This is a genomic window from Pseudoduganella aquatica (genome assembly GCF_009857595.1).
Classification (GTDB): Bacteria; Pseudomonadota; Gammaproteobacteria; order Burkholderiales; family Burkholderiaceae_D; genus Rugamonas; species Rugamonas aquatica_A.
Genome location: NZ_WWCU01000032.1, coordinates 21012 through 43438 on the forward strand (window position 1 = coordinate 21012; position 22427 = coordinate 43438).

At 68.2% G+C, this 22427-nt stretch carries 16 protein-coding genes; 9 read left to right on the top strand and 7 right to left on the bottom strand.

All coding sequences use genetic code 11. The features are described 5' to 3' along the window. Window positions 1-13 precede the first annotated feature (13 nt). The gene (locus GTP77_RS22470) at window positions 14-1489 is read left to right on the top strand and encodes a lipopolysaccharide biosynthesis protein (protein ID WP_161074388.1); all 1476 of its coding nucleotides are present in this window, start codon (window positions 14-16) and stop codon (window positions 1487-1489) included. Here GTP77_RS22470 and GTP77_RS22475 read toward each other — a convergent pair. Next, on the bottom strand, window positions 1486-2451 hold the full coding sequence (locus GTP77_RS22475; protein WP_161074389.1) for a glycosyltransferase: 966 nt from the start codon (window positions 2449-2451) through the stop codon (window positions 1486-1488). The two genes, GTP77_RS22470 and GTP77_RS22475, sit on opposite strands and share 4 nt — an antisense overlap. Before the next feature lie 161 nt (window positions 2452-2612). On the opposite strand from GTP77_RS22475, the gene GTP77_RS31095 reads away from it, so the two are divergent. Both GTP77_RS31095 and galE read left to right on the top strand, forming a co-directional pair. Beyond that, a complete protein-coding gene (locus GTP77_RS31095) occupies window positions 2613-3569 on the top strand; it encodes a methyltransferase domain-containing protein (protein WP_308807767.1) in 957 nt (318 codons plus the stop codon). A 54-nt stretch (window positions 3570-3623) separates the two neighbouring features. Then, on the top strand, window positions 3624-4622 hold the full coding sequence (gene galE, locus GTP77_RS22485; protein ID WP_161074390.1) for a UDP-glucose 4-epimerase GalE: 999 nt from the start codon (window positions 3624-3626) through the stop codon (window positions 4620-4622). Between the two features lie 60 nt (window positions 4623-4682). On the opposite strand, the gene GTP77_RS22490 is transcribed toward galE, so the two are convergent. Genes GTP77_RS22490 through GTP77_RS22500 form a run of 3 tightly spaced genes read right to left on the bottom strand, consistent with a single transcriptional unit; the run spans window position 4683 to window position 9200 of the window. Further along, window positions 4683-6821, bottom strand: a complete 2139-nt coding sequence (locus GTP77_RS22490; protein WP_161074391.1) for a 3-hydroxyacyl-CoA dehydrogenase NAD-binding domain-containing protein — start codon at window positions 6819-6821, stop codon at window positions 4683-4685. 10 nt (window positions 6822-6831) lie between these two features. Beyond that, the gene (locus GTP77_RS22495; RefSeq protein WP_161074392.1) at window positions 6832-8037 is read right to left on the bottom strand and encodes an acetyl-CoA C-acetyltransferase; all 1206 of its coding nucleotides are present in this window, start codon (window positions 8035-8037) and stop codon (window positions 6832-6834) included. A gap of 26 nt (window positions 8038-8063) precedes the next feature. Continuing rightward, window positions 8064-9200, bottom strand: a complete 1137-nt coding sequence (locus GTP77_RS22500; protein WP_161074393.1) for an acyl-CoA dehydrogenase family protein — start codon at window positions 9198-9200, stop codon at window positions 8064-8066. A gap of 149 nt (window positions 9201-9349) precedes the next feature. On the opposite strand from GTP77_RS22500, the gene GTP77_RS22505 reads away from it, so the two are divergent. The 3 genes from GTP77_RS22505 to GTP77_RS22515 all read left to right on the top strand — a co-directional run bounded on the left by GTP77_RS22505 (window position 9350) and on the right by GTP77_RS22515 (window position 12684). Continuing rightward, on the top strand, window positions 9350-10969 hold the full coding sequence (locus GTP77_RS22505; RefSeq protein ID WP_161074394.1) for a glucosyltransferase domain-containing protein: 1620 nt from the start codon (window positions 9350-9352) through the stop codon (window positions 10967-10969). A gap of 105 nt (window positions 10970-11074) precedes the next feature. Further along, the gene (locus GTP77_RS22510) at window positions 11075-11689 is read left to right on the top strand and encodes a TetR/AcrR family transcriptional regulator (protein ID WP_161074395.1); all 615 of its coding nucleotides are present in this window, start codon (window positions 11075-11077) and stop codon (window positions 11687-11689) included. A gap of 14 nt (window positions 11690-11703) precedes the next feature. Further along, window positions 11704-12684, top strand: a complete 981-nt coding sequence (locus GTP77_RS22515) for a fatty acid desaturase family protein (RefSeq protein WP_161074396.1) — start codon at window positions 11704-11706, stop codon at window positions 12682-12684. A 10-nt stretch (window positions 12685-12694) separates the two neighbouring features. On the opposite strand, the gene GTP77_RS22520 is transcribed toward GTP77_RS22515, so the two are convergent. From GTP77_RS22520 to GTP77_RS22530, 3 genes are read right to left on the bottom strand one after another with little or no spacing between them, the layout of a single operon-like run. Further along, a complete protein-coding gene (locus GTP77_RS22520) occupies window positions 12695-14398 on the bottom strand; it encodes a sensor domain-containing diguanylate cyclase (RefSeq protein WP_161074397.1) in 1704 nt (567 codons plus the stop codon). Between the two features lie 36 nt (window positions 14399-14434). Next, window positions 14435-15793, bottom strand: a complete 1359-nt coding sequence (locus GTP77_RS22525; RefSeq protein WP_161074398.1) for an MFS transporter — start codon at window positions 15791-15793, stop codon at window positions 14435-14437. After that, window positions 15793-16809, bottom strand: a complete 1017-nt coding sequence (locus GTP77_RS22530; protein WP_161074399.1) for a LacI family DNA-binding transcriptional regulator — start codon at window positions 16807-16809, stop codon at window positions 15793-15795. Before GTP77_RS22530 ends, GTP77_RS22525 begins: the two co-directional genes overlap by 1 nt. A 228-nt stretch (window positions 16810-17037) precedes the next feature. On the opposite strand from GTP77_RS22530, the gene GTP77_RS22535 reads away from it, so the two are divergent. Genes GTP77_RS22535 through GTP77_RS22545 form a run of 3 tightly spaced genes read left to right on the top strand, consistent with a single transcriptional unit; the run spans window position 17038 to window position 22425 of the window. Beyond that, complete coding sequence (locus GTP77_RS22535; RefSeq protein WP_161074400.1) at window positions 17038-19872, top strand: TonB-dependent receptor; 2835 nt, start codon at window positions 17038-17040, stop codon at window positions 19870-19872. 13 nt (window positions 19873-19885) lie between these two features. After that, the gene (locus tag GTP77_RS22540) at window positions 19886-21223 is read left to right on the top strand and encodes a BNR repeat-containing protein (RefSeq protein WP_161074401.1); all 1338 of its coding nucleotides are present in this window, start codon (window positions 19886-19888) and stop codon (window positions 21221-21223) included. A 26-nt stretch (window positions 21224-21249) separates the two neighbouring features. Further along, window positions 21250-22425 (top strand): glycoside hydrolase family 88/105 protein, encoded by a 1176-nt coding sequence (locus GTP77_RS22545; protein ID WP_229202299.1) that lies wholly within the window; start codon window positions 21250-21252, stop codon window positions 22423-22425. The last annotated feature ends 2 nt before the right edge of the window (window positions 22426-22427 follow it).

The window sequence follows — 22427 nt, forward strand, 5'->3', positions numbered from 1 at the left end:
ACAGGCTGATCTTGTGCCGCATACGCAAACCGGGCTGCCCATGCCCACGCTGAACCGCCGCATGGCCAATGGCATCGTCTGGATGGTGCTGGCGCGCCTGATCGACCGCGGCATCGGCATCGTCAGCACCCTGATCCTGGCGCGCCTGCTGGTGCCGGGCGACTTCGGCCTGGTGGCCATGGCCACCGCCGTGGGCGGCGTGCTGGACCTGATGAGCGCCTTCAGCTTCGACCTGGCGCTGATCCAGAACGCCAACGCCACCCGCCGCCACTACGACACGGTGTGGACCTTCAACGTCATCTTCGGCCTGGTGTGCGGCTGCGCGCTGCTGGCCCTGGCCGGGCCGGCCGCCGCCTTCTACAGCGAACCGCGGCTGGCCATGGTGATGTGCGTGCTGTCGCTGTCCTACTTCGTGGGCGGCTTCGGCAACGTGGGCGTGGTGGCCTTCCGCAAGGAGCTCAACTTCCGCCAGGAATTCAACTTCGTGCTGGCGCGCCGCGTGGTCACCTTCGTGGTCACCATAGGCGCGGCCTTCGTGCTGTACTCCTACTGGGCGCTGCTGATCGGCATGACGGTGGGCCGCATCGTCGGCGTGGGCATCAGCTACCGCATGAACAGCTACCGGCCGCGCCTGGACCTGTCGGCGGCCAGCGAGCTGTTCCATTTTTCCAAGTGGCTGCTGGTCAACAACGTGCTGTTTTTCCTGCTGCACGACGGCTGCACCTTTATTATCGGCCGCCTGTTCGGCGCCAACGAGCTGGGCATCTACGCCATCTCCTACGAGATTTCCAACCTGCCCTCGACCGAGCTGGTGGCGCCCATCAACCGCGCCACCCTGCCCGGCTTTTCCAAGATGCAGGACGCGGCCGAAATCAGCCTGTCCTACCTCAAGCTGCTGGGCACCATCTCGACCATCATCCTGCCGGTCGGCCTGGGCATCGCGGCGGTGGCGCAGCCGCTGGTGCTGGCCCTGCTGGGCGCCAAGTGGATGGACGCGATACCGCTGATACAGCTGATGGCCATCCACGGCGCCATCGGCGCCACCCAGGGCAACAACAGCACCGTCTGGATGGCGCTGGGCAAGCCGCGCAACACCACGCTGCTGGCCGGCGGCTTCCTGCTGGTGCTGTTCCCGGCGCTGTATTTCCTGCTCAAGGCGGTGGGCATCGTCGGCGCCGGCTACGCCTACCTGCTGGCCACGGCCTGCACGCTGCCCTACACCATCGTGGTGACCAAGCGTTTGCTGGGCTTTTCCTGGTCCGCCTGGCTGACCCGGCTGTGGCGTCCGGCCGCCAGCGTGGCGCTGATGTACGCCGGCGTGCAGCTGCTCGACAGCACGCTGCACGCCGCCGCGCCCCTGCTGCGCCTGATGATAGACGCCGGCGCCGGCGCGCTGCTGTACGTGCTGCTGCTGCTGGCCATGTGGCAGCTGGCCGGACGGCCTGACGGCGCCGAGCGCTACCTGCTGGACAAGGCCCTGCGCCGCTAGCGGCCCAGCAGCTGCAGCAGCCAGCTCTTGCCGATGCCGCGCAGCGCGCGCAGCGACGGGCCGGCGCGCAGCATGTCGCGGTACACCGTGCGGGCGTCGGCATAGCGGCCGGCCCGGTTCAGGCCATAGGCCAGGGAATTGCGGTAGGACAGGATTTTTTTCCGGTAGGCCGCCATCTCCGGCTTGCGCAGCCGGGCGCGCGCGCGCAGGTAATTATCCTCGTGCAGCTCGACGGCGTTCTGCGTCATCGCCACATTGTCCGAACTGAGGTTGGAGCCGTGCTGGCGGTAAAAAGCCAGCACCTGGTCCAGATAGCCCAGCCGGCCCTGGAAGCCCACGCGCAGCCACAGGTCGGTATCGTCCGAGCCGCGGAAGCGCGCGCGGAAGCTCACCGGATCCTGCAGCAAACGGCCCGGCGCCAGTATCACCGAGATGGTGTGGATGGCGGCGTAGCGCAGCGACATGAATTCATAGAACCGTTCGCCGCAGTCATACCAGTCCTGCCCCAGCGGCGCGAGGTGGGCCGCCGCGATCTGCTTGAAGTCGGCGTTCGACAGATAGGTGCCGCTGTGCGGCTTGCCGTCCTCCTCCACCAGCTGCACGTCGTGGAAGGCGCCCACCCATTCCGGGTGCGCGTCCATGCCCGCGCACAGCTGCGCCAGTTTCTCAGGATGAAAATAGTCGTCGTGGTCCAGAAAGCAGACATAGGGCGCGCTGGCCATGGCCAGCGCCAGGTTCTTGGGCACCGTCGGCCCGCCGGACGCGGTGGGGCGGTGCACCAGGCGGATGCGCGGATCGCGCGCGGCATACTCCTGCAGCAAGGCCGCGGTGCCGTCGGTCGAGCCGTCATTGATGATGATGTACTCGAAATCGGCCAGCGACTGGGCCAGCACGGAATCGATGGCGGCGCTGAGATAGCGGGTGCCGTTGTAAGTGGCGGTGATGACGGTGACGCGCGGCATGGCTGCTCTATCCTTGAAGGAGTGGTTTCCTGCCAGAGCCTAGTTGATATAAAACCAAGTGTCAACGCGCAGCGCTGATTGCACAAGGTTTGACGCAGGCCAGAACGGCCGCGCCGCCCCCTTGCTATGGTGGTTTTTTGTAGCCACGCGAGGGAGTAGCCATGAGCGACGCCGCACCCGGCCCCGGCCATCCTGCGCCCTACGCCTGCCCGGTGCACAAGACCGCGCTGGCCGACTGGCACTGCGCGCAATGCGGCCGCAGCTACCCCACGGTGGACGGCATCCCGATCCTGCTGCATCACAGCAACAGCGTGTTCCGCGAGGCCGATTACCTGCCGCGGCAGGGCCGGGGCGGCTACGACGGCGCCAGCGGCTACGCCGGCAGCCTGGACCGCAGCAGCGGGCTGCGCCGCCTGTACCGCCGCGCCGTGATCCGCCTGATGGACGCCGGCGCCCCACGGCGCGACTTCGGCCTGGCCGACGCGCTGGCCGCCATCCTGCGCGAGCAGCCGCAGGCGCGCATCCTGGTGATCGGCGCCGGCGAGCGCACGGTGGCCGGCGGCGCGGTCTACACCGACGTGGCCTTCGGCAAGCACGTCAGCTGCATCGCCGACGCGCACGACCTGCCCTTCGAGGCCGCCAGCTTCGACGCCTGCGTGGCCTGCGCCGTGCTCGAGCATGTGCTCGACCCCTACCGCTGCGTGGACGAAATCCGCCGCGTGCTGCGCCCGGGCGGCTACGTCTACGCCGAGACGCCCTTCATGCAGCCGGTGCATATGCGCGAATACGACTTCACCCGCTTCACCCACCTGGGCCACCGCCGCCTGTTCCGCCACTTCGCCGAACTGCGCAGCGGCACCACCGCCGGCACCGGCGTCAGCGCCGGCCAGATGCTGCGCTACGCGCTGGCCGCGCTGTCGGACCGGCCCGGCCCGCGCCGCTGGCTCAAGCTGGCCGGCCTGCTGGCGGCCTGGCCGCTGCGCTGGCTGGACTACGCGGTGCACGCCAAGCGCGGCAACTACGACGCCGCCTCCGGCTTTTATTTCTTCGGCCGGCTGCAGGGCGAGCCCCTGTCCGACCAGGAATTGCTGCGCGGCTTCCGGGGCTCGGTTTGCTAAAAAAACCGTATCAATTTATTATCGCCGCTGGAAAGCACTCATCCCGGGCATGTTATGAAAATTCTGGTTACTGGCGGACTCGGCTATATCGGCTCGCACACCTGTGTCGAACTGCTGGCCGAAGGCCACGACATCGTCGTCTACGACAACCTGAGCAACGCGCAGCTGGCGGTGCGGCAGCGCGTCGAGCGCATCGCCGGGCGCAGCTTTCCCGTGGTGCAGGCCGACATCCGCGACCGCGCCGCGCTGCGCGCCGTGTTCCGCGAGCACGCCATCGGCGCGGTGATCCATTTCGCCGGCCTGAAGGCGGTGGGCGAATCGGTCGGCAAGCCGCTGGCGTATTACGACAACAACGTGGCCGGCAGCCTGGTGCTGTTCGAGACCATGGCCGAGGCCGGCGTGCGCACGCTGGTGTTCAGCTCGTCCGCCACGGTCTACGGCGACCCGGCCAGCGTGCCCATCACCGAGGACTTCCCGCTGTCGGCCACCAATCCCTACGGCCGCAGCAAGCTCATCATTGAAGACATGCTGCGCGACCTGTGCCATGCCGAGCCGCAGTGGCGGGTGGCGCTGCTGCGCTATTTCAACCCGGTGGGCGCGCACGAAAGCGGGCTGATAGGCGAAACGCCGAACGGCGTCCCCAACAATCTGCTGCCCTATGTGGCGCAGGTGGCGGCCGGGCAGCGCGCGCAGCTGGCGGTGCACGGCAACGACTATCCCACTCCGGACGGCACCGGCGTGCGCGACTACATCCACGTCACCGACCTGGCGCTGGGCCATGTGCGCACGCTGGCGCGGCTGGCGCAAGGGCCGGGCCTGCTGACCTACAACCTGGGCACCGGGCGCGGCTACAGCGTGCTGGAAATGGTGCGGGCCTTCGCCGCCGCCAGCGGCCGTCCCGTGCCCTACCAGATCGGCCCGCGCCGCGCGGGCGACGTGGCGCAGTGCTACGCCGACCCCACGCGCGCCGAGCGCGAGCTGGGCTGGAAAGCCGAGCGCGCCATCGACCAGATGTGCCGCGACGCCTGGCGCTACCAGAGCGCCGATTCGTGAGCAGGGCGGATTAGCGGGGGGCGCCGAGCCAGCGTAATCCGCCGTGCGGGGCCGCTGGACTCAAGCGCCGTAAAAGGTCTTGCCCGACTGCGCCATGGCGCGCAGCAGCGCGGGCGGCGCAAAGCGCTCGCCGTGGCTGGCGGCCAGCCGTTCGCAGCGCGCCAGGAAGGCCGCCGCGCCGTCCCTGTCCACCTCGCTCAGCGGACCGCCCCGGAAAGCCGGGAAGCCCCAGCCCAGTATCGCGCCCACGTCCGCGTCGCGCGCGGTGGTCAGCACGCCCTCCTCCATGCAGCGCACGGCTTCCACCGCCTGCACCGCGATCAGGCGCTCCACCAGCTGCGCCGGGTCCGGCTGCGCGGCCGCGCGCGGGAAATGCTCGGCCAGCCCCGGCCACAAGCGCTTCTTGCCCGCCTCCGGATAATCGTAGTACCCCTGCCCCGCCTTCTTGCCGATGCGCCCCAGCTCCACCATGCGCGCCGCCACCGCGTGGCCGGGACGGCCCTGGTAGGCCGCGCCCAGGTCCAGCCGCGTCTGGCGGTCGATCTTGTGTATCAGCTCGCTCGACACCTCGTCCGTCAGCGCCAGCGGCCCCACCGGCATGCCCGCCTGCAGGCCGGCGTTGTCGATCAGCGCCGGCGCCACGCCCTCGGCCAGCATGGCCAGGCCTTCCAGCACATAGGTGGAAAACACGCGGCTGGTGTAGAAGCCGCGCGCGTCGTTGACGACGATGGGCGTCATGCCCAGCGCCTGCACCAGGTCCAGCGAGCGGGCCAAGGTGGCCGCGCTGGTCTGCTTGCCGACGATGACTTCCACCAGCGGCATCTTGTCCACCGGCGAGAAGAAATGCAGGCCGATAAACTGCGCCGGCCGCGCGCTCGCCTCCGCCAGTCCGCTGATCGGCAGGGTGGACGTGTTGGACGCATAGATGGCGTCCGCCCCCAGCACCGCCTCCGCCCGCGCGTTGACGGCCGCTTTCAGCGCGCGGTCCTCGAACACGGCTTCGATGACGATATCGCAGCCCGCCAGCTGCGCGTAATCCGTGGTGGGGGTAATGCGCGCCAATAACGCCGCGGCCTGCTCCGGCGTGCCCTGCCCGTGCGCCGCCTGCTTCTCCAGCAGCGCCTGCGAGTAAGCCTTGCCCTTGTCCGCATCGGCCTGCGCGCGGTCGATCAGCACCACCTGCAAGCCCGCCTGCGCCGCCTTGTAAGCAATGCCCGCGCCCATCATGCCCGCGCCCAGCACGCCCACCTTGGTGTACTTCTGCTGCGGCACGCCGGCCGGGCGCGCGGCCAGTTTATTCGCCTCGCCCATGCTGAAGAACAGGGTGCGTATCATGGCTTTCGCTTCCGGCGACAGCACCGTCTGCACAAAGTAGCGCGCCTCCGTCATCAGGCCGGTGTCGATATCGGTGATCAGGCCCTCGTAGACGCAGGACAGGATGTTGTGCGGCGCCGGGTAATTGCCCCAGGTCCTGGCGTGCACCAGGGCGTTGGCCGCCATGATGGCCTGCTGCACCGCCGGCGACGCCACCGCGCCGCCCGGCACCTTGTAGCCCTTCACGTCCCACGGCTGCTGCACGCGCTCGGACGGCGCGGCCAGCATCGCGTCGTGCAGCCAGGCGCGCGCGGCCTCCTGTTCGCCGCCCGGCGCCACCACGGCGTGCAGGATGCCGGCCTTGAGCGCGTCCGCCGCCTTCAGGCGCTTGCCCTCCAGCAGCAGCGGCAAGGCCTTCTGGATGCCGATCAAACGCGGCAAACGCTGCGTGCCGCCGCCGCCCGGCAGCAGGCCCAGCGTCACTTCCGGCAGGCCGAAGCGCGCCTTGGGATTGTCCGCCGCCACCCGGTAGTGGCCCGCCAGCGCCAGCTCCAGGCCGCCGCCCAGCGCCGAGCCGGGCAAGGCCATGGCCACCGGCTTGCCGCAGTTCTCCAGCTTGCGCAGCGCGCGGTGCAAGCGCATCACGCGTTCGAACAGCACCGCCGCGTCGTCCGTAGCGCTCAGCCATTCCAGGTCGCCGCCGGCGATGAAGTCCCGCTTGGCCGACGTCATCAATATGCCTTTCACGGCGCCGTCCGCCGCCGCCTCGTCTATCAGGTCGCACAGCATCTGGCAGCTTTCGGCGTTCAGCACATTCTGGCTGCGGCCCGCCATGTCCCAGCTCAGCACCGCGATGCCGCTGGCCTCTACAGTTACGCTTATCATGCGCAGCTCCTCAAATGCGTTCAATAATGGTGGCCGTGCCCATGCCCGCGCCCACGCACAGCGTGGCCAGGCCGGTGGACACGCCGCGGCGTTCCATTTCGTCCAGCAGCGTGCCCAGTATCATGGCGCCGGTCGCGCCCAGCGGGTGGCCCATGGCGATGGCGCCGCCGTTCACATTGATCCTGTCGTGCGGCACCGACAGCACGTCCATAAAGCGCAGCACCACCGAGGCGAAGGCTTCGTTCAGTTCCCACAGATCGATGTCGGCCGCTGTCATGCCGGCGCGCCTGAGCGCCTTCTCGGCCGCGTAGCTCGGGCCGGTGAGCATGATGGACGGCTCTGAGCCGATGGACGCGAAGGCACGGATGCGCGCGCGCGGCTTCAGGCCCGCCCGCTCGCCCGCCGCGCGGCTGCCGATCAACACCGCCGCCGCGCCGTCCACGATGCCGGAACTGTTGCCCGCATGGTGGATGTGCTGCATCTGTTCGATTTCCGGATAGCGCTTGCGGATCACGGCGTCGAAGCCGAACTGCTCGCCCATGTCGGCAAAGGCGGGCTTGAGCGCGGCCAGCGTGGCGGCCGTGGTGTCCGGCTTGATGAATTCGTCGCGCGCCAGGATGGTCAGGCCGTTGCGGTCCACTACCGGCACCACGCTGCCGTCGAACCAGCCCTGCTGCTGCGCGTGGTGGGCGCGGCGCTGGCTTTCGGCGGCGTAGGCGTCCGCGTCGGCGCGGCTGTAGCCGTGCAGGGTGGCGATGGCGTCCGCCGAGATCCCCTGCGGCACGAAGTGGGTCTTGAACGCCACTTGCGGGTCCACCGGCCAGGCCCAGCCGCTCGCGCCCATGGGCACGCGCGACATGGCTTCCACGCCGCCGCCAATGGCCATGTCGGACTGGCCCGCCATCACCTGCGCGGCGGCCATGTTGACCGCCTCCAGGCCGGAGGCGCAGAAGCGGTTGATCTGCACGCCCGCCACGCTCTGCGCGTAGTCCGCCGCCAGCACCGCGATGCGGCCTATGCAGGCGCCCTGCTCGCCCACCGGCTCCACGCAGCCCAGCACCACGTCGTCCACCAGCGCGGTGTCGAGCGCGTTGCGCGCCGCGATAGCGCGCAGCGCCGTTTCGGCCAGCCGTATCGGCGTCACGCCGTGCAGCGAGCCGTCCTTCTTGCCCTTGCCGCGCGGCGTGCGCACGGCGTCGTAGATGTATGCTTCCATGCTGGTCTCCAGTGCTGGTATCTTGCTTACAGGCTGCGGCTGATCAGCTCTTTCATGATCTCGCTGGTGCCGCCGTAGACGCGCTGCACGCGGGCGTCGGCCCAGGCGCGCGTGATCGGGTATTCCCACATATAGCCGTAGCCGCCGTGCAGCTGCACGCAGCGGTCCAGCACCTTGAACTGCATCTCGGTGGCGGCCAGCTTGGCCATGGAGGCGGTGGCCGCGTCCAGCTGCTTCTCCAGCAGCAGCTCGATGCAGCGGTCCACGAACACGCGCATGCAGCTGATCTCGGTCTTGATCTCGGCCAGCGTGTGCGCCACGGTCTGGAACTCGGCCAGCGCGCGCTTGAAGGCCTTGCGCTCGCGCGTGTACTGCAGCGTCCAGTCCAGGCCCGCCTCGGCCGACGTCACCGCCATGATGGCGATCTGCAGGCGCTCCCACGGCAGCTCCTGCATCAGGTAGGCGAAGCCGCGCCCCTCCTCGCCCAGCAGCCTGGCGGCCGGCACGCGCACATTGTCGAAGAACAGTTCGGAGGTGTCCTGCGCCTTCATGCCGGCCTTCTTCAGGCGCTTGCCTTTCGAGAAGCCCGCCATGCCGGTATCGACCACGAACAGGCTGATGCCTTTCGCGCCGGCCGCCGGGTCGGTCTTGGCCACCACGATCACCACGTCCGCATGCCAGCCGTTGGTGATAAAGGTCTTGGAGCCGTTCAGGATGTAATGGTCGCCGTCGCGGATCGCCGTGCTCTGCACGCCCTGCAGGTCGGAGCCGGTGCCCGGCTCCGTCATGGCGATGGCGCCCACCATCTCGCCGCTGGCCAGCCTGGGCAGGTAGTGCGACTTCAGCTGCTCGCTGCCGTAGTGCAGGAGGTAGGGCGCCACGATTTCCGAATGCAGGCCGAAGCCCAGGCCGGTGGCGTTGACGCGCGCCTGCTCCTCGATCAGCACCACGCTGTAGAGCTGGTCCGCGCCGGCGCCGCCGTACTGCTCCGGCATGCTGGCGCACAGGAAGCCGGCGGCGCCCGCCTTGCGCCACACTTCGCGGTCCACATAGCCCTGCTCCTCCCAGCGCTCGTGGTGGGGCAGCACCTCGGTTTCCATAAAGCGGCGCGCGGACTGGCGCAGCATCTCGTGTTCTTCCGTGAACAGGGTGCGGGGAATCACTGTCGTCTCCTTTGTTTTAGGTCACATGACCTATATTTTCAGCTATGTTGACCTGTTTTCAGGAAAAGCGCAATCCGGCGTGGCCCGGCCTGCCTTCGCAGGCCTGGAGGGAAATGATATATTGATAATTTTGAATTCAAGAGGCAAAGATGAGAGAAGAACCGAGCTTGGGCTCCGTGGAAGGGCTGGCTGCCAGCCAGCGCTGGCCGGCAGCGGCGGCCTGGCTGCGCGGCGGCGCCTTCACCTGGAAGGAGCTGCTGGTGCTGCTCGTGCTCGGGGCGATTGCCAACCTGTATTTCCTGTCCACGCTGTCGGTGTCCATCGACGACGAGCTGGCCGCCGTGCGCAGCAACCACGGGGTCTGGCTGGCGCAAGGCCGCTACACCATCTATCTCATCGAATCCTGGCTGGTGCCGCAGCCGGCCGTGCCGTTTTCGCCCTACTTGCTGCTGGTGCTATGCCTCGCCCTCAGCCATATGCTGCTGGTGCGGGCGCACGGCTACGCGGTCTCGTGGAAGACTTACGCCGCATTTCCGGCCTTCGTCACCTCGCCGGTGCTGTGGCTGATCTCCGAATTCGCCGCCAATGTACCGGCCCTCGGCCTGGGGCTGCTGGCCGTGGCGCTGGCCGTCCATGTGCTGTGCGACCACTCCCCGCGCATCTTCGCGCCGGCCGGCTGGCGCCGCACGGCATGCGCTGCCTTGCTGCTGACCTTTGCCGCCGGCGCCTACCAGTCGCTGCTGGTCCTGTTCGTCACCGCCATGGCCGGCGTCGCCCTGGTGCATTGCCAGCGCTCGGAACTGGCCAGCCGGGAGCTGCTGCGGCCGCTGCTGCGGGGCGCGGTGCAAACCGTGCTGTGCGCCTGCGTGGCCGGCGTGCTCTACCTGCTGATCAACAAGACCGCCCTGGCGCTGCTCGATACCGGCTCCAGCAAGTATGTGGAAAAATTCTTCCAGCCGCACAACCTGACCGCCCCCTTGTGGCTGGCGCACGCGCTGCTCATGTCGGCGCTGAAAATCTATGCCGGCTCGGCCACCGTGTTTGGCGCCACGCTGTGGGCGGCCGGCCCCTTGCTGGCGGTGGCCTGCGCCTGCGTGCTGGCCACCGCGCGCCGCAAGCTCCTGCCGCTGGCCGCCCTGCTGGTGCTGGTGCTGGGCGCGCCCTTCCTGCTGCACCTGGCCGCCGCCACGCCGGACCTGCCCATGCGCACCGTGGTCGCCCTGCCCTACATCGCCTGGCTCACCGCCCTGCTGGTGCTGCACGCCCGGCAATCCCAGCTGGCGGCGGCCGGCGCCCTCCTGCTCGCGCTGTACCAGCTGCAGGTCATCAACCTGACGTCCCAGTACACCGCCGCCGCCACCATCGCCCAGGCGGCCGAACGCCACACCGCGCTGGCGCTGGGCGCGCGCCTGGCCGAACTCGCCCCTCCCGGCGAGACGCCGCCCGCCATCATCCTCGACACCTACGGCCATCTGCTGGAATCGCACCAGACCGTTTATGCGACGGCGCCCACCAACACCACCGCCGGCTCGCACTTCGGCTGGGACAAGGGCAATCTGCAGCGTGTGGTCGCCTTCATGAAGATCATGGGCCATCCCGGCATCCAGGCCATGCCGCCGGAGCAGCGCGGCGCCAACACCGCGCAGTTCGAGCAAATGCCGGTGTGGCCGCGCGCGGGCTCGGTCGTGCGCGACGGCGACCGCTACCTGGTCAAGCTTGGCCCGTCGGCGGACGCGGCCCATGGCGGCCCGGCCACGCCTCCGCACTGAAGGCTAAGGGGCGGCGCGGTCCTTCCAAACTGCCGCTTGCGTTTCTAGGTCATATGACCTATATTTCCCGGTAGGCAAAACCACCCAGGAAAAGCGCAAGCGGCCATGACCATGCAACGCAAGGAATCGAACACCACCACCAAGGGCCAGGAACGGGCCAGCGCCATCCTGTCGGCCGCCCACGAGATCCTCGGCACCGAGGGCTATGCGGCGCTGTCCATGCGCAGCGTGGCGCTGCGGGTGGGCGTCAGCCTGTCCAATGTGCAGCACTACTATCCCAGCCGCGAAGTGCTGCTGGAAGCGCTGCTGAACCAGACTTTCAACGGCTACCAGGCCGCCGTCGATGAACGCCTGTCGCAGCAAGGCGACAAGTCCGGCATGGCCGTGTTCCAGTCCATCATCGATTACTTCCTGGACGACTTGCGCGACCAGATTTCCAGCGGCCTGTTCTTCGAAATCGCCGCGCTGGCCAACCGCCATCCTTATGCCGCGCAGATGTTCGACGGCATGCTCACGCGCGCGCGCCGCACCACGCGCAACCTGATCCGCGACATTGCGCCCCAGCTCACGCCGGCCCAGGCCGAGATCCGCGGCGCGCTGATCGTGTCGCAAATTATCGGGCTGATGATCTTCCTGTCCGACACCCGCCCCAAGCATGAGGAACTGGCCGAGCTGCAAAGGGAAGCCACTGCCGCCATCATGCGCATCGCTTTCAACTAAACCACGGAGTCCCCATGAGCACTGCCCCGCGCCGCAAACTCAGCGAGCTGTTCAGCCGCGACGACATCGCCGCGCTCACCGCGCGTTCCGACTGGGCCGGCGCGCGCGCCGTGCTGTTCACCTGGGGCGTGATCGCGCTGTGCTTCGCGCTGCTGGCCTGGCAGCCGCATCCGCTGATGTGGCTGGCGGTGCTGGTGGTGCTGGGCGGCCGCCAGCTCAGCCTGGCCATCCTGATGCACGACGCCGCGCACGGCACGCTGTTCCAGCGCCGCTGGCTCAACGAGGTGCTGGCGGACTACCTGTGCGGCAGCCCGGTCGGCGTGGATATCCAGCGCTACAAGCGCCACCACCTGGTCCACCACGGCAAGACCGGCACCGGGGAGGATCCGGACCGCAGCCTGTCCGCGCCCTTCCCCGCCACGCGCGCCTCGCTGGCGCGCAAATTCCTGCGCGACCTGAGCGGCGTGTCCGGCCTGAAGCGCGAATACGGCCTGCTGCTGATGAACCTGGGCCTGCTGCGCTGGACCGTGGCCAGCGACGTGCAATGGCTGCCGCGGCAAGGCCGCCGCTGGCGCGACTATGCGCGCGACGGCGTCCGCAACAGCTGGAAATACCTGGCCTTCCACGCCCTGCTGCTGGGCCTGCTGGCCGCCGCCGGCCACGCCTGGCTCTACCAGGCCTGGCTGGGCGCCTACCTCAGCACCTACAGCCTGTTCATGCGCATCCGCTCGATGGCCGAACACGCGTGCACCGCGCCCGGCAGCGACATGCTGCGCAACACGCGCACCACCCGCGCCGGCCTGCTGGCGCGCGCCACGGTGGCGCCGCTGCGCGTGAACTTCCATATCGAGCACCACCTGATGCCGGCCGTGCCCTACCACCGCCTGCCCGCCATGCACGCCATGCTGCGCGCGCGCGGCGCGGTGGACGCGCCGCCCGGCTACCTGGACGTGCTGCGCCTGGTGTCCACACCGGGCCGCGCCGCGGGCGCCTGAACCGGGCGCGCTAAGGCTGGGCCGGCGGGGCCAGCGCGATGCAGTTCTTGCCTTGCCGCTTGGCGCCGTACATGGCGTGGTCGGCGCGCGACAGCAGGCCCTCCAGGGTCTCCGTGTCGTGCGGCTGGTGCAGCGCCACGCCGATGCTGGCGCTGAGCGCGACCTCGGTGGTCCGCAGCGTGTACGGCGCGCGCAGCAGCGGCATGATCTTGGCCGCCGTTTCCTCCGCGTCCGGCGGATAGGCCAGCAGTTCAAGCAGCACCACGAATTCATCGCCGGCCAGGCGGGCCACCATGTCGGTCTTGCGCACGCAGGCCAGGATGCGCGCGCCGACCTGGCGCAGCAGCTCGTCGCCTTCGTCGTGGCCGTGGGTATCGTTGACGCCCTTGAAGCCGTCCAGGTCCAGGAACAGCACCGCGCAGGCCTTGCCGGTGCGGCGGGAACGGTTGAGGGCGGCCTGCAGCGCCGCCATCAGCGCGCGCCGGTTCGGCAGGCCGGTCAGCATGTCGCGCATGGCGATCGCCTCCAGTTCGGCGGTGCGCGCCGCCACCTTGGCCTCCAGTTCCTCGTTCATGGTCTGCAGCGCGGACAGATGCTGCTCCTCGGCTTGCAGCAGGTGGCGCATGGCGCGCGACAGCACGCCGGCCTCGCGGAAGCCGTCCAGCACCGGCACGTCGGCAGCGGCGGTGCCGCCGGCGCCGGCCGCGCGCGCCTCCATCAGTTCGCTCAAGGCATTCATGGGCCGCGCCAGGCGGCGCGCCAGCCAGGCCGCCGTGCCCGCCAGCGCCAGGCCCAGCGCCAGGCTGAGCCACAAAATGCGGCGCTCCAGCTTGTGCCAGTCCGCCATCGCGGCATGCTCCGGCTGGCGCACCAGCACCACCCATTGCAGCGAAGCCAGATCCTGCGCGCGGCCGGTGCGGCTGTAGCCGGTCACGTAGCGGCGCCCGTCCGGCCACACCTCCTGCAGGAAGCCGGTCTGGCCGTCCAGCGCCAGCGCCAGGCTGGCGGTGGCCAGCTTCTGCTCCTCCATGCCTTGCGGGCCGAGCAGCACGGTGCCGTCGTCGCGCAGCACGATGATTTCCGCGCCGTACTCGCGCAGCGCCGGCGTGATCAGGGTGCGGGCCAGGCGGCGCGCCCAGTCCCAGCTCAGGTGCACGCCCAGCACGCCGCGCGCGTCGCCGTTGGCCTGCGTGACGGGCGCGGCCACGTCGACAAAGCGCCAGGGATCGGCGGACTGCGGCAGCAGTTTGCCCAGCAGCACGGCCGGGTGGTAGTCGGCGGCGCGCAGGCCCGCCTTGCCCTTCTGGAACCAGGGCCGTGCGCTGACGTTGGCGCCCTCCAGCATGCCGCCGGTGGCGGCGTACACCACGCCGCCGTTGTCGGCCATGCCTATCCAGGCATAGTCGGGGAAGGTCTTCTGCAGGCTGTCGAGCGCCGCGCGCACCTCGGCCGGCGCGCGCGCCTCGCGCACCTGCTGCAGTTCGGACAGCTGCTGCACGTCGCCGGCGGCCTGGGCCACCACGCGGTCGAGCGAATCGCGCATCTGCCAGGACAGCTGCTGCAGCCGCAGCCCGGCTTCCTTGCCGGCATAGCGGATGGCGTAGTGGTTGATCAGCCCCAGCAGCAGCAACACGGTCGCCGCCACAATGGCGGCCGTGCCCAGGGTAACCAGGGTGGCCAAACGGGGCGGCGCCATCTTGCTTGGCTCGGGCATGCCTGCGTCCTTATTCCGATAAACGTGCCCGACAGCTTACACCTTGCAAGCCTCTGCTGGCCAGCGCCTCAGCCGCAGCAGCCGCAGCAGGCAAATAATGGCCAGCAGCGCGAAAATGGCGCCGCTCAGCAAGGTGAGGCGGTAGTCGTGGCCGGACAGGTCCAGGATCGGGCCTTGCGCGCTGCTGACCAGGATATTGCCGAACACCACCATCAAATCCTTGGTGGAGTTGTACTGCACGAAGCGGGCGCGCGGAAACAGCGCCATCGGCATGGACGAGGCCGCCGTAAAATAGGCGCCGGAAATAATGATATGCGCCATGTAGAACACGCGGAAGCTGTCTGCGCCGCGCACGGCCAGGTAGCCCAGCGCGGCGGCGGCGCAGTACAGGCCCATGAACACGGCCGACACGCGCACCGCGCCGTAGCGGTCCGCCAGCCAGCCCACGCCGAAGGCGGAGGCGATGGAGAAGGCGTAGCCGTAGGCCGTCATGCCGCCCAGCGCGGCCTTGGAGATGCCCATCATCTGCGCGTAGTACTGGCAGAAGGTGTTGAAGGGGCTGAAGGTGACGCAGGCGAATATGAAGGCCGCCACCATCCAAAGATAGGGCCGGTAGCTAAAGCATTCCAGGATATGGGCGCGCGGCACCAGCAGCGTGCAGCGGCCGCGCGGCCCGCCCGGAGGCGGCGCCGCCTGGCCCGGCGGGCACACTTCCTTGACGGTGGCGCACATGACCAGGATGGCCAGCGCGAACACCACGCCGATGGCGGCCAGGATCTCGGCCAGGTAGTGGTCGGTCAGCGCGAACACCCAGGTGTTGAAGACGATGCCCAGGCTGAGCCCGACGATGCGGAAGCCGGCGAAGAAGCGCCCCAGCAGCCCCTGCGGCACCACGTCGTTGACCAGGCCGGTAAACAGCGAGGCGGCGCTGATGGCGGCGCATTCGAACACGGTCCAGAACAGGCAGAACCAGCCCAGGTTGCACACCCGCGCGCCGGGCGAGGCGGCGCCCAGCGCGGCGTCGGTCCAGGCGCCCAGCACGGGCGAGAGCGCCAGGCCCAGCATGGCCGCGCAGCCTATCGGCGCGATCGCCAGCAGGAAGGGACGGCGCCGGCCCCAGGCGCTGCGGAAGCGGTCCGAGTGGTAGCCGATAAAGGGCACCAGCAGCACGCTCAGCACGGCCGGAATGGTGGCCAGCAGCAACGAGGTGGTGGTGTCCGAGGCGGCGTTGCGGCGCAGCAGCTCCAGGCCGCTGGGCAAGGCCACGCGCTCGCGCATGGCGATGCCCAGGTCGCCCAGCATCAACCAGCAGCCGATGGCGAACAGGCCGGCGGCGGTCAGCGGCAAGGCGGCGGAAGCCCTGCCACTGGACAGCGCGGCGCCGTCGGCGGACATCAGGCCGCCGGGGCCGGGCCGGTGGAATTGCGCACCACCAGCTCCATCGGGAAGGCCAGCTTCTTGGAAGCCACGGGCGCGCCGTCTATCATCGCCACCAGCTCGTCCACCGCGCAGGCCGCCATCTGGGCCAGCGGCTGGCGCATGGTGCTCAAGGTGGGGAACACGCCGCTGGCGGTGGGGATGTCGTCGAAGCCGATGACCGAGATCTGGGCCGGCACTTCCAGCCCCCGGCTGTGGATGGCGTCGATGGCGCCGAAGGCCATTTCGTCGTTGGCGGCGAAGATGGCGGTGGGCAGCTGCTCCAGCGCCAGCAGCTGCTCGGTGGCCGCGTAGCCGCCGGCCTGCACGAAGCGGCCTTCCACCATCAGCTCCGGCAGCACCGGCAGGCCGGCGGCGGCCAGCGCGTCGGCATAGCCCTTCTGGCGCTGCCCGCTCTGGCCGGTGGCGCGCGAGCCGCCGATAAAGGCGATGCGCCGGTGGCCCAGGCCGATCAGGTGCTCGACGGCGGCGCGCGCCGCCTCGCGGTTCTCCACCGCCACCACGGGCACGCTCACGTCGCGCGCGTCGAAGCTGAAGAACACGGCCGGGATGCGCTGCCGCTCGATCACCTCCAGGTAGCCGTCCTCGCCGTTGGGCAGCAGCAGCACCAGCCCGTCGCACAGCTTGCTCAGCATGTCGCAGGTGGGCGCGCGGCCGGGGCCGTCGAAACGCTCGGCGTTGAAGATCAGGATGTCGTAGCCGATGTTGCGCGCTTCCTGGCTGATGGCCTTGGCGATCTCGTGCACCACCAGCGAGCCGTAATTGTTGACGAACACGCCGATCAGCTTGCTCTTGTCGCCGCGCATGCGGCGCGCCAGCATGTCGGGCGTGTAGTTGAGCTGGGCCGCCGCCGCCAGCACGCGCTCGCGCGCCGCCTCGGACACATAGCCGTTGCCCCGGATCGCGCGCGAGGCCGTGATCGGCGACACGCCGGCGATCTTGGCCACTTCACTCAGTTTGCTGGCTTTGCCCATGCTTGTTTCCACCGCTGATATGCAATGTGGTCACGATACCACATCCACCGCCGTCCTTCCAATAATCAATTCGTCATAAAAATCAACGGCTTAAAAGATTGCTCAAAAAGATGAGCAATGCGCATGGCATGCCGTTCCGGATAGGGTGGTAACGTGACCATACGGTACTGACAACAATATCAAAGGTACTGGGGAGATGGATTGAATGTCGTTCACTTGGAGGAGCACATGAAGAAAACAATATTGGCCACCCTGCTGCCGGCCGCCCTGGCCGCCGCTTACGGCGGGTCCGCCCTGGCGCAGGAAGCCGCGGCATCGGCAGCGGCCGCGCCGGAAAACACCGTGGTGATCACCGGTTTCCGTTCCAGCCTGCAAAAAGCGCTGAACCTGAAGATGCAGGCCATCGGCGTGCGCGATTCCATCGTGGCGGAGGACATCGGCAAATTCCCCGAGGCCAATGTGGCCGAATCGCTGCAGCGCGTGCCGGGCGTGATACTGAACCGCGACGAAAGCTCGGCCGAAGGCCAGCGCATTTCCATCCGCGGCCTGCCCACCGAGTATTCGGTCACCACGCTGAACGGCGCGCCGGTCAACACCACCTCCACCAGCACCATCGGCTCGGCCGCGCGCGGCTTCAACTACGACGTGTTCGCCTCCGAGCTGTTCGGCCGCGTGGACTTCTACAAATCGCCGCTGGCCGAGCTGACCGAAGGCGGCCTGGGCGGCATCGTCGACCTGCAGACGCCGCGCCCCTTCGACAATCCCAAGCGCACCGTGCGCTATGCGCTGTCCGAGTCCTACAACACCACCTCCAAGCACGCCGACCCGAGCGGCTTCGCGCTGTACTCCAACACCTGGAACGAGTTCGGCTTCCTGATCGGCGGCTCGCACGGCTCCAGCGTGAACAACCGCTCCGGCTTCGAAGCCACCGGCGGCTACAACAGCTCGGCGCGCGGCAGCCAGAGCCCGGTCAAGGGCAACTTCGCCGTCACGCTGGACTATGACGATCCGCGCGCCAACCTGGGCGCCTACACCCGCGCCCAGGTCGACAACGCGCTGCTGCCGCGCATCTACCGCTTCTACGGCTCGGCCAACGACCGCACGCGCGACGGCCTGGTGTCCTCGCTGCAATACAAGAGCGGCGGCCTGAACCTGAGCCTGGACACGCTGTACTCGAAACTGAAAAACACGCGCGACGAGATGTACTTCGGCCTGCTGGTACGCAACAGCAAGACCACCAACCCCGCCGCGCCCGCCGGCCAGGCCGGCCACAACGGCTTCGTGCCGATGAACGTGAAGATCGATCCCGAGTCCAATCTGTTGACCGGCACCTTCGGCAACACCTCCTACAGCAGCGGCGTCACCTACAGCCAGGACGAAACCAAGTTCGGCTATGTCTCGCTGAACGGGCGCTGGGCCGCCAGCGACACCCTGGTGCTGAGCGGCCAGCTGAGCAGCAACGACAGCAAGGCCCTGAGCTACCAGGACACCCTGTCCGGCCAGATCTTCGGCGTCACCTCCACCATCGACTACGGCTCGGACCACGTCTACCCCTCGCTGTCGTCGACCTCCAGCTACACCGACCTGAACAACTACCAGGGCTTCGACATCGGCACCGGCTGGACCCGCGAAACCGACAAGGCCAAGCAGGGCCGCCTGATCGCCGACTGGGACTACCAGCTGCCCGGCGAATGGAAGGGCCACCTGAAAGCCGGCGTGAGCTATGTGGACACCACCAAGGGCATCAACAAGCGCAACGGCACCGCGCTGGCCAAGGCCACCATGAACCAGCTGGGCACGGCCGGCATCCGCAGCGGCATGACCACGCAGCTGCCGATCGGCAACCTGGACATGGGCGCCGGCTGGCCGCACGCCTGGGGCACGTTCACGCGCGACTACGCCTATTCCACCTTCAATCCGCTGGTCAACAACGCCGAGTCCACCTTCACCCCGGCGCAGAGCTTCACGGCGGGCGAGAAAGTCACCACCGGCTTCGTGCAGTCCGACTTCAGCGGCAAGGTGTTCGAGCACGACCTGCGCTTCAACGCCGGCCTGCGCTACTCGCGCACCGAGACCGATATCGACAACTACAAGCAGCAAGGCGCCAGCCTGGTGTACGCGCCCAACACCGAGTCCGGCTCCTACCACAACCTGCTGCCCGCCTTCAGCGCCGCCTTCGACGTGAGCGACAACCTGATGTGGCGCGCGTCCTGGGGCAAGACCATCAGCCGCGCCTCGCTGTCCATCATCGCCGCGCAGACCGTGATCCCGAATCCCTTCGACAACTCGGCCACGGCCGGCAATCCCAACCTGCGTCCGCAGCAGTCGAAGAACCTGGACACCAGCCTGGAGTGGTACTTCCAGCCGGGCAGCCTGCTGTCTGCCGCCTACTTCAAGAAGGACCTGACCGACGCCACCGTGGCCAACACCAGCAACACCACCTTCGGCGCGCTTGGCCTGCCGGACACGGCGCTGGGCGCCATCTTCCAGAACGCGCAAGGCAAGGTCGACCCCAACCTGCCGATGACCTTGCGCAGCTACACCAACGCCGGCCAGCAGACGCTGAAAGGCTACGAGCTGGCCTACCAGCAGGCCTTCAGCTTCCTGCCCGAACCGTTCAAGGGCTTCGGCGCGCTGGCCAGCTATACCCACATCAATCCCTTCAACAGCGCCAAGTGGATCACCAACGCGGGCAAGGAGATCGAGGTGAACTCGGTGCCGAAGTACGCCTACAGCACCACGGCCTATTATGAAAACGGCCCGCTGGCGGTGCGCCTGTCCTACAACTACAAGGGCCGCTCCCTGCACGGCGACAACCCTCGCAACCTGGGCGACGACCTGATACGCTGGCGCGCAGCGCGCGGCTACCTGGACGGCAACATCAGCTACAAGATCAATGACATGCTGGAACTGCGCATTGATGCGATGAACCTGTCCAACACGCTGAGCTACGACTACTTCGAAGACGCCTCCGGCCAGTTCGGCAGCGGCAAGAAGACCCGCATGGACTACGCCAAGTACGACGGCCGCACCATCAAGTTCGGCATACGCGGCAAACTGTAAAGGAAAGCAAGCAATGACCCTGACCACCCGCCTTGCCGCCGCCGCCTTTGCCGCCTTTGCCGTCCTCACCGCGCCCGCGCGCGCCGGCGGTGACAGCCCGGTGCGCATTGTCGACGTCGCGCCTGGCTGGGCAGGCAACTCGGTCAATGCGGTCGTGTTCCGCAAAAACTCCCTGGTCACGCATGGCGGCACGCAGTACATCGCCTTCTACGACCAGGAAGCCTGGCTGGTGCTGGGCAAGCGCCAGCTGGGCAGCGAACAGTGGCAGCTGCAGCGCACCCAGTACCAGGGCCGGGTGCGCGACGCCCACAACAGCATCAGCCTCATGGTGGACGGCGCCGGCTTTCTGCACCTGGCCTGGGACCTGCACAACCAGCCGCTGCGCTACGCGCGCTCCACCGCCCCCGGCGCGCTGACGCTGGGCGACACCACGGCGATGACGGGGCAGCAGGAAAACTCCGTCTCCTACCCCGAGTTCTACCGCCAGCCGGACGGCAAGCTGCTGTTCCTGTACCGCGACGGCGGCTCCGGGCGCGGCGACCTGGTGATGAACCGCTACGACCCGGCCGCAGCCTCCGGTTCCGGCTGGACCCGGCTGCACAGCAAACTCATCAGCGGCGAGGGCCGGCGCAGCGCCTACACCCAGGCCTTCCTGGACCACCGGGGCACGCTGCACCTGTCCTGGGTGTGGCGCGAATCGCCGGACGTGGCCAGCAACCACGACATGGCCTACGCCCGCTCGCGCGACGGCGGCGCGACCTGGGAAAAGTCGACCGGCGAGCGCTACACGCTGCCGATTACGGCAGCCACCGCCGAGTATGCGGCACGCATCCCGCAAAACAGCGAGCTGATCAACCAAACCTCGATGTCGGCCGACAAGGACGGCAATCCCTATATCGCCAGCTACTGGCGCGACGCGGCCTCGCCGGCGCCGCAATACCGCGTACTCTACCTGGACGGCGGCGCATGGAAGCAACTGGCCCTGGACTTCCGCAAGCAGCCCTTCTCGCTGAGCGGCATGGGCACCAAGGCCATCCCGATTGCGCGGCCGCAGATCATGGTCAACATCCAGCACGGCAAGCCGTCCGGCCTGCTGATCTTCCGCGACGCCGAGCGCGGCAGCAAAGTGTCGGCCGTGCGCATCAGCGACTTCGGCCGGGCGCGCTGGAACGTGCTCGACCTCGACAGCGCCACTGTGGGCGCCTGGGAACCCAGCTTCGACACCGAGCTGTGGCAGCGCAGCGGCGAACTGAACCTGTTTTTGCAAACCGTGCAGCAGGTCGACGGCGAAGGCGTGGCCCAGGCCGCCCCCTCCACCGTGCGCGTGCTGCAATGGACACCGAACTTCTGACTCCCCATCCACGCAAGGATCACGACATGATGAGAAGACGACTTTGTTTGAAAGCGGCGCTGGCCAGCGTGGCGGCCCTTTCCGCGGGCTGCACGCTGGGCGGCGTGGCTGCGCCCGCCGCCGCCGGCGCAGTAAAAAAAGCCGACGTGCTGGCCGCGCTGCGCCTGGCAAACGACTACTGGCAGCGCAACAACAGCCCCGCGCTGTGGTCGTTCTGGGACGTGGCCGCCTACCACACCGGCAATATGGAGGCCTACTACCTCACCGGCGAGGAGCGCTACCGCCAATACTCCACCGCCTGGGCCGAGCACAACCAATGGAGTTCGGCCCGCTCGGACGTGAAGGCCGCGTGGAAATACACCTACGGCGAAACCAGCGAGCACGTGCTGTTCGGCGACTGGCAGGTCTGCTTCCAGACCTATATCGACCTGTACAACCTGGACCCGGCCAAAGACCCGCGCAAGATCGCCCGCGCGCGCGAAGTGCTGGAATACCAGACCGGCACGCCCAACAACGATTACTGGTGGTGGGCGGACGGCCTGTACATGGTGATGCCGGCCATGGCCAAGCTCTACAAGGTAACCGGCGAGCGGCGCTACCTGGACAAGCTGCACGACTACTTCCTGTTCGCCGACCAGCTGATGTATGACCAGGAAGCCGGCCTGTACTACCGCGACGCCAAATACATCTACCCCAAGCACAAGAGCAGCAACGGCGGCAAGGACTTCTGGGCGCGCGGCGACGGCTGGGTGTTCGCGGCGCTGGCCAAGACCCTGCCCTATATTCCGCAGGACCACCCCTCCCGCCCGCTGCTGGTGGCGCGCTTCCAGCGCATGGCCCAGGCCCTGAAACCGGCGCAGCAGGAGCAAGGCTACTGGACCCGCAGCCTGCTCGACCCGGCGCACGCGCCCGGCCCGGAAACCAGCGGCACCGCCTTCTTCACCTACGCCTACCTGTGGGGCATGAACCAGGGCCTGCTGAGCCAGGCGGAGTACGCGCCGGTGGTCAAGCGCGCCTGGACCTATTTGAGCCGCACCGCGCTGCAGCCGGACGGCAAGCTGGGCTATGTGCAGCCCATCGGCGAGCGCGCCATTCCGGGCCAGGTGGTGGACCAGAACGCCACCGCCTCCTTCGGCGTGGGCGCCTTCCTGCTGGCCGCCGCCGAACTGGCGCGCTTCCTCGACAAGCAAACTTTGAGCTAATC

Coding starts and splice junctions, on each gene's coding strand:
- GTP77_RS22530 (WP_161074399.1), bottom strand. CDS start 16,809: ATGGGCAAAGCCAGCAAACTGAGTGAAGTGGCCAAGATCGCCGGCGTG.
- GTP77_RS22515 (WP_161074396.1), top strand. CDS start 11,704: ATGAGCACTGCCCCGCGCCGCAAACTCAGCGAGCTGTTCAGCCGCGAC.
- GTP77_RS22535 (WP_161074400.1), top strand. CDS start 17,038: ATGAAGAAAACAATATTGGCCACCCTGCTGCCGGCCGCCCTGGCCGCC.
- GTP77_RS22520 (WP_161074397.1), bottom strand. CDS start 14,398: ATGCCCGAGCCAAGCAAGATGGCGCCGCCCCGTTTGGCCACCCTGGTT.
- galE (WP_161074390.1), top strand. CDS start 3,624: ATGAAAATTCTGGTTACTGGCGGACTCGGCTATATCGGCTCGCACACC.
- GTP77_RS22495 (WP_161074392.1), bottom strand. CDS start 8,037: ATGGAAGCATACATCTACGACGCCGTGCGCACGCCGCGCGGCAAGGGC.
- GTP77_RS22505 (WP_161074394.1), top strand. CDS start 9,350: ATGAGAGAAGAACCGAGCTTGGGCTCCGTGGAAGGGCTGGCTGCCAGC.
- GTP77_RS22475 (WP_161074389.1), bottom strand. CDS start 2,451: ATGCCGCGCGTCACCGTCATCACCGCCACTTACAACGGCACCCGCTAT.
- GTP77_RS31095 (WP_308807767.1), top strand. CDS start 2,613: ATGAGCGACGCCGCACCCGGCCCCGGCCATCCTGCGCCCTACGCCTGC.
- GTP77_RS22545 (WP_229202299.1), top strand. CDS start 21,250: ATGATGAGAAGACGACTTTGTTTGAAAGCGGCGCTGGCCAGCGTGGCG.
- GTP77_RS22525 (WP_161074398.1), bottom strand. CDS start 15,793: ATGTCCGCCGACGGCGCCGCGCTGTCCAGTGGCAGGGCTTCCGCCGCC.
- GTP77_RS22510 (WP_161074395.1), top strand. CDS start 11,075: ATGACCATGCAACGCAAGGAATCGAACACCACCACCAAGGGCCAGGAA.
- GTP77_RS22490 (WP_161074391.1), bottom strand. CDS start 6,821: ATGATAAGCGTAACTGTAGAGGCCAGCGGCATCGCGGTGCTGAGCTGG.
- GTP77_RS22540 (WP_161074401.1), top strand. CDS start 19,886: ATGACCCTGACCACCCGCCTTGCCGCCGCCGCCTTTGCCGCCTTTGCC.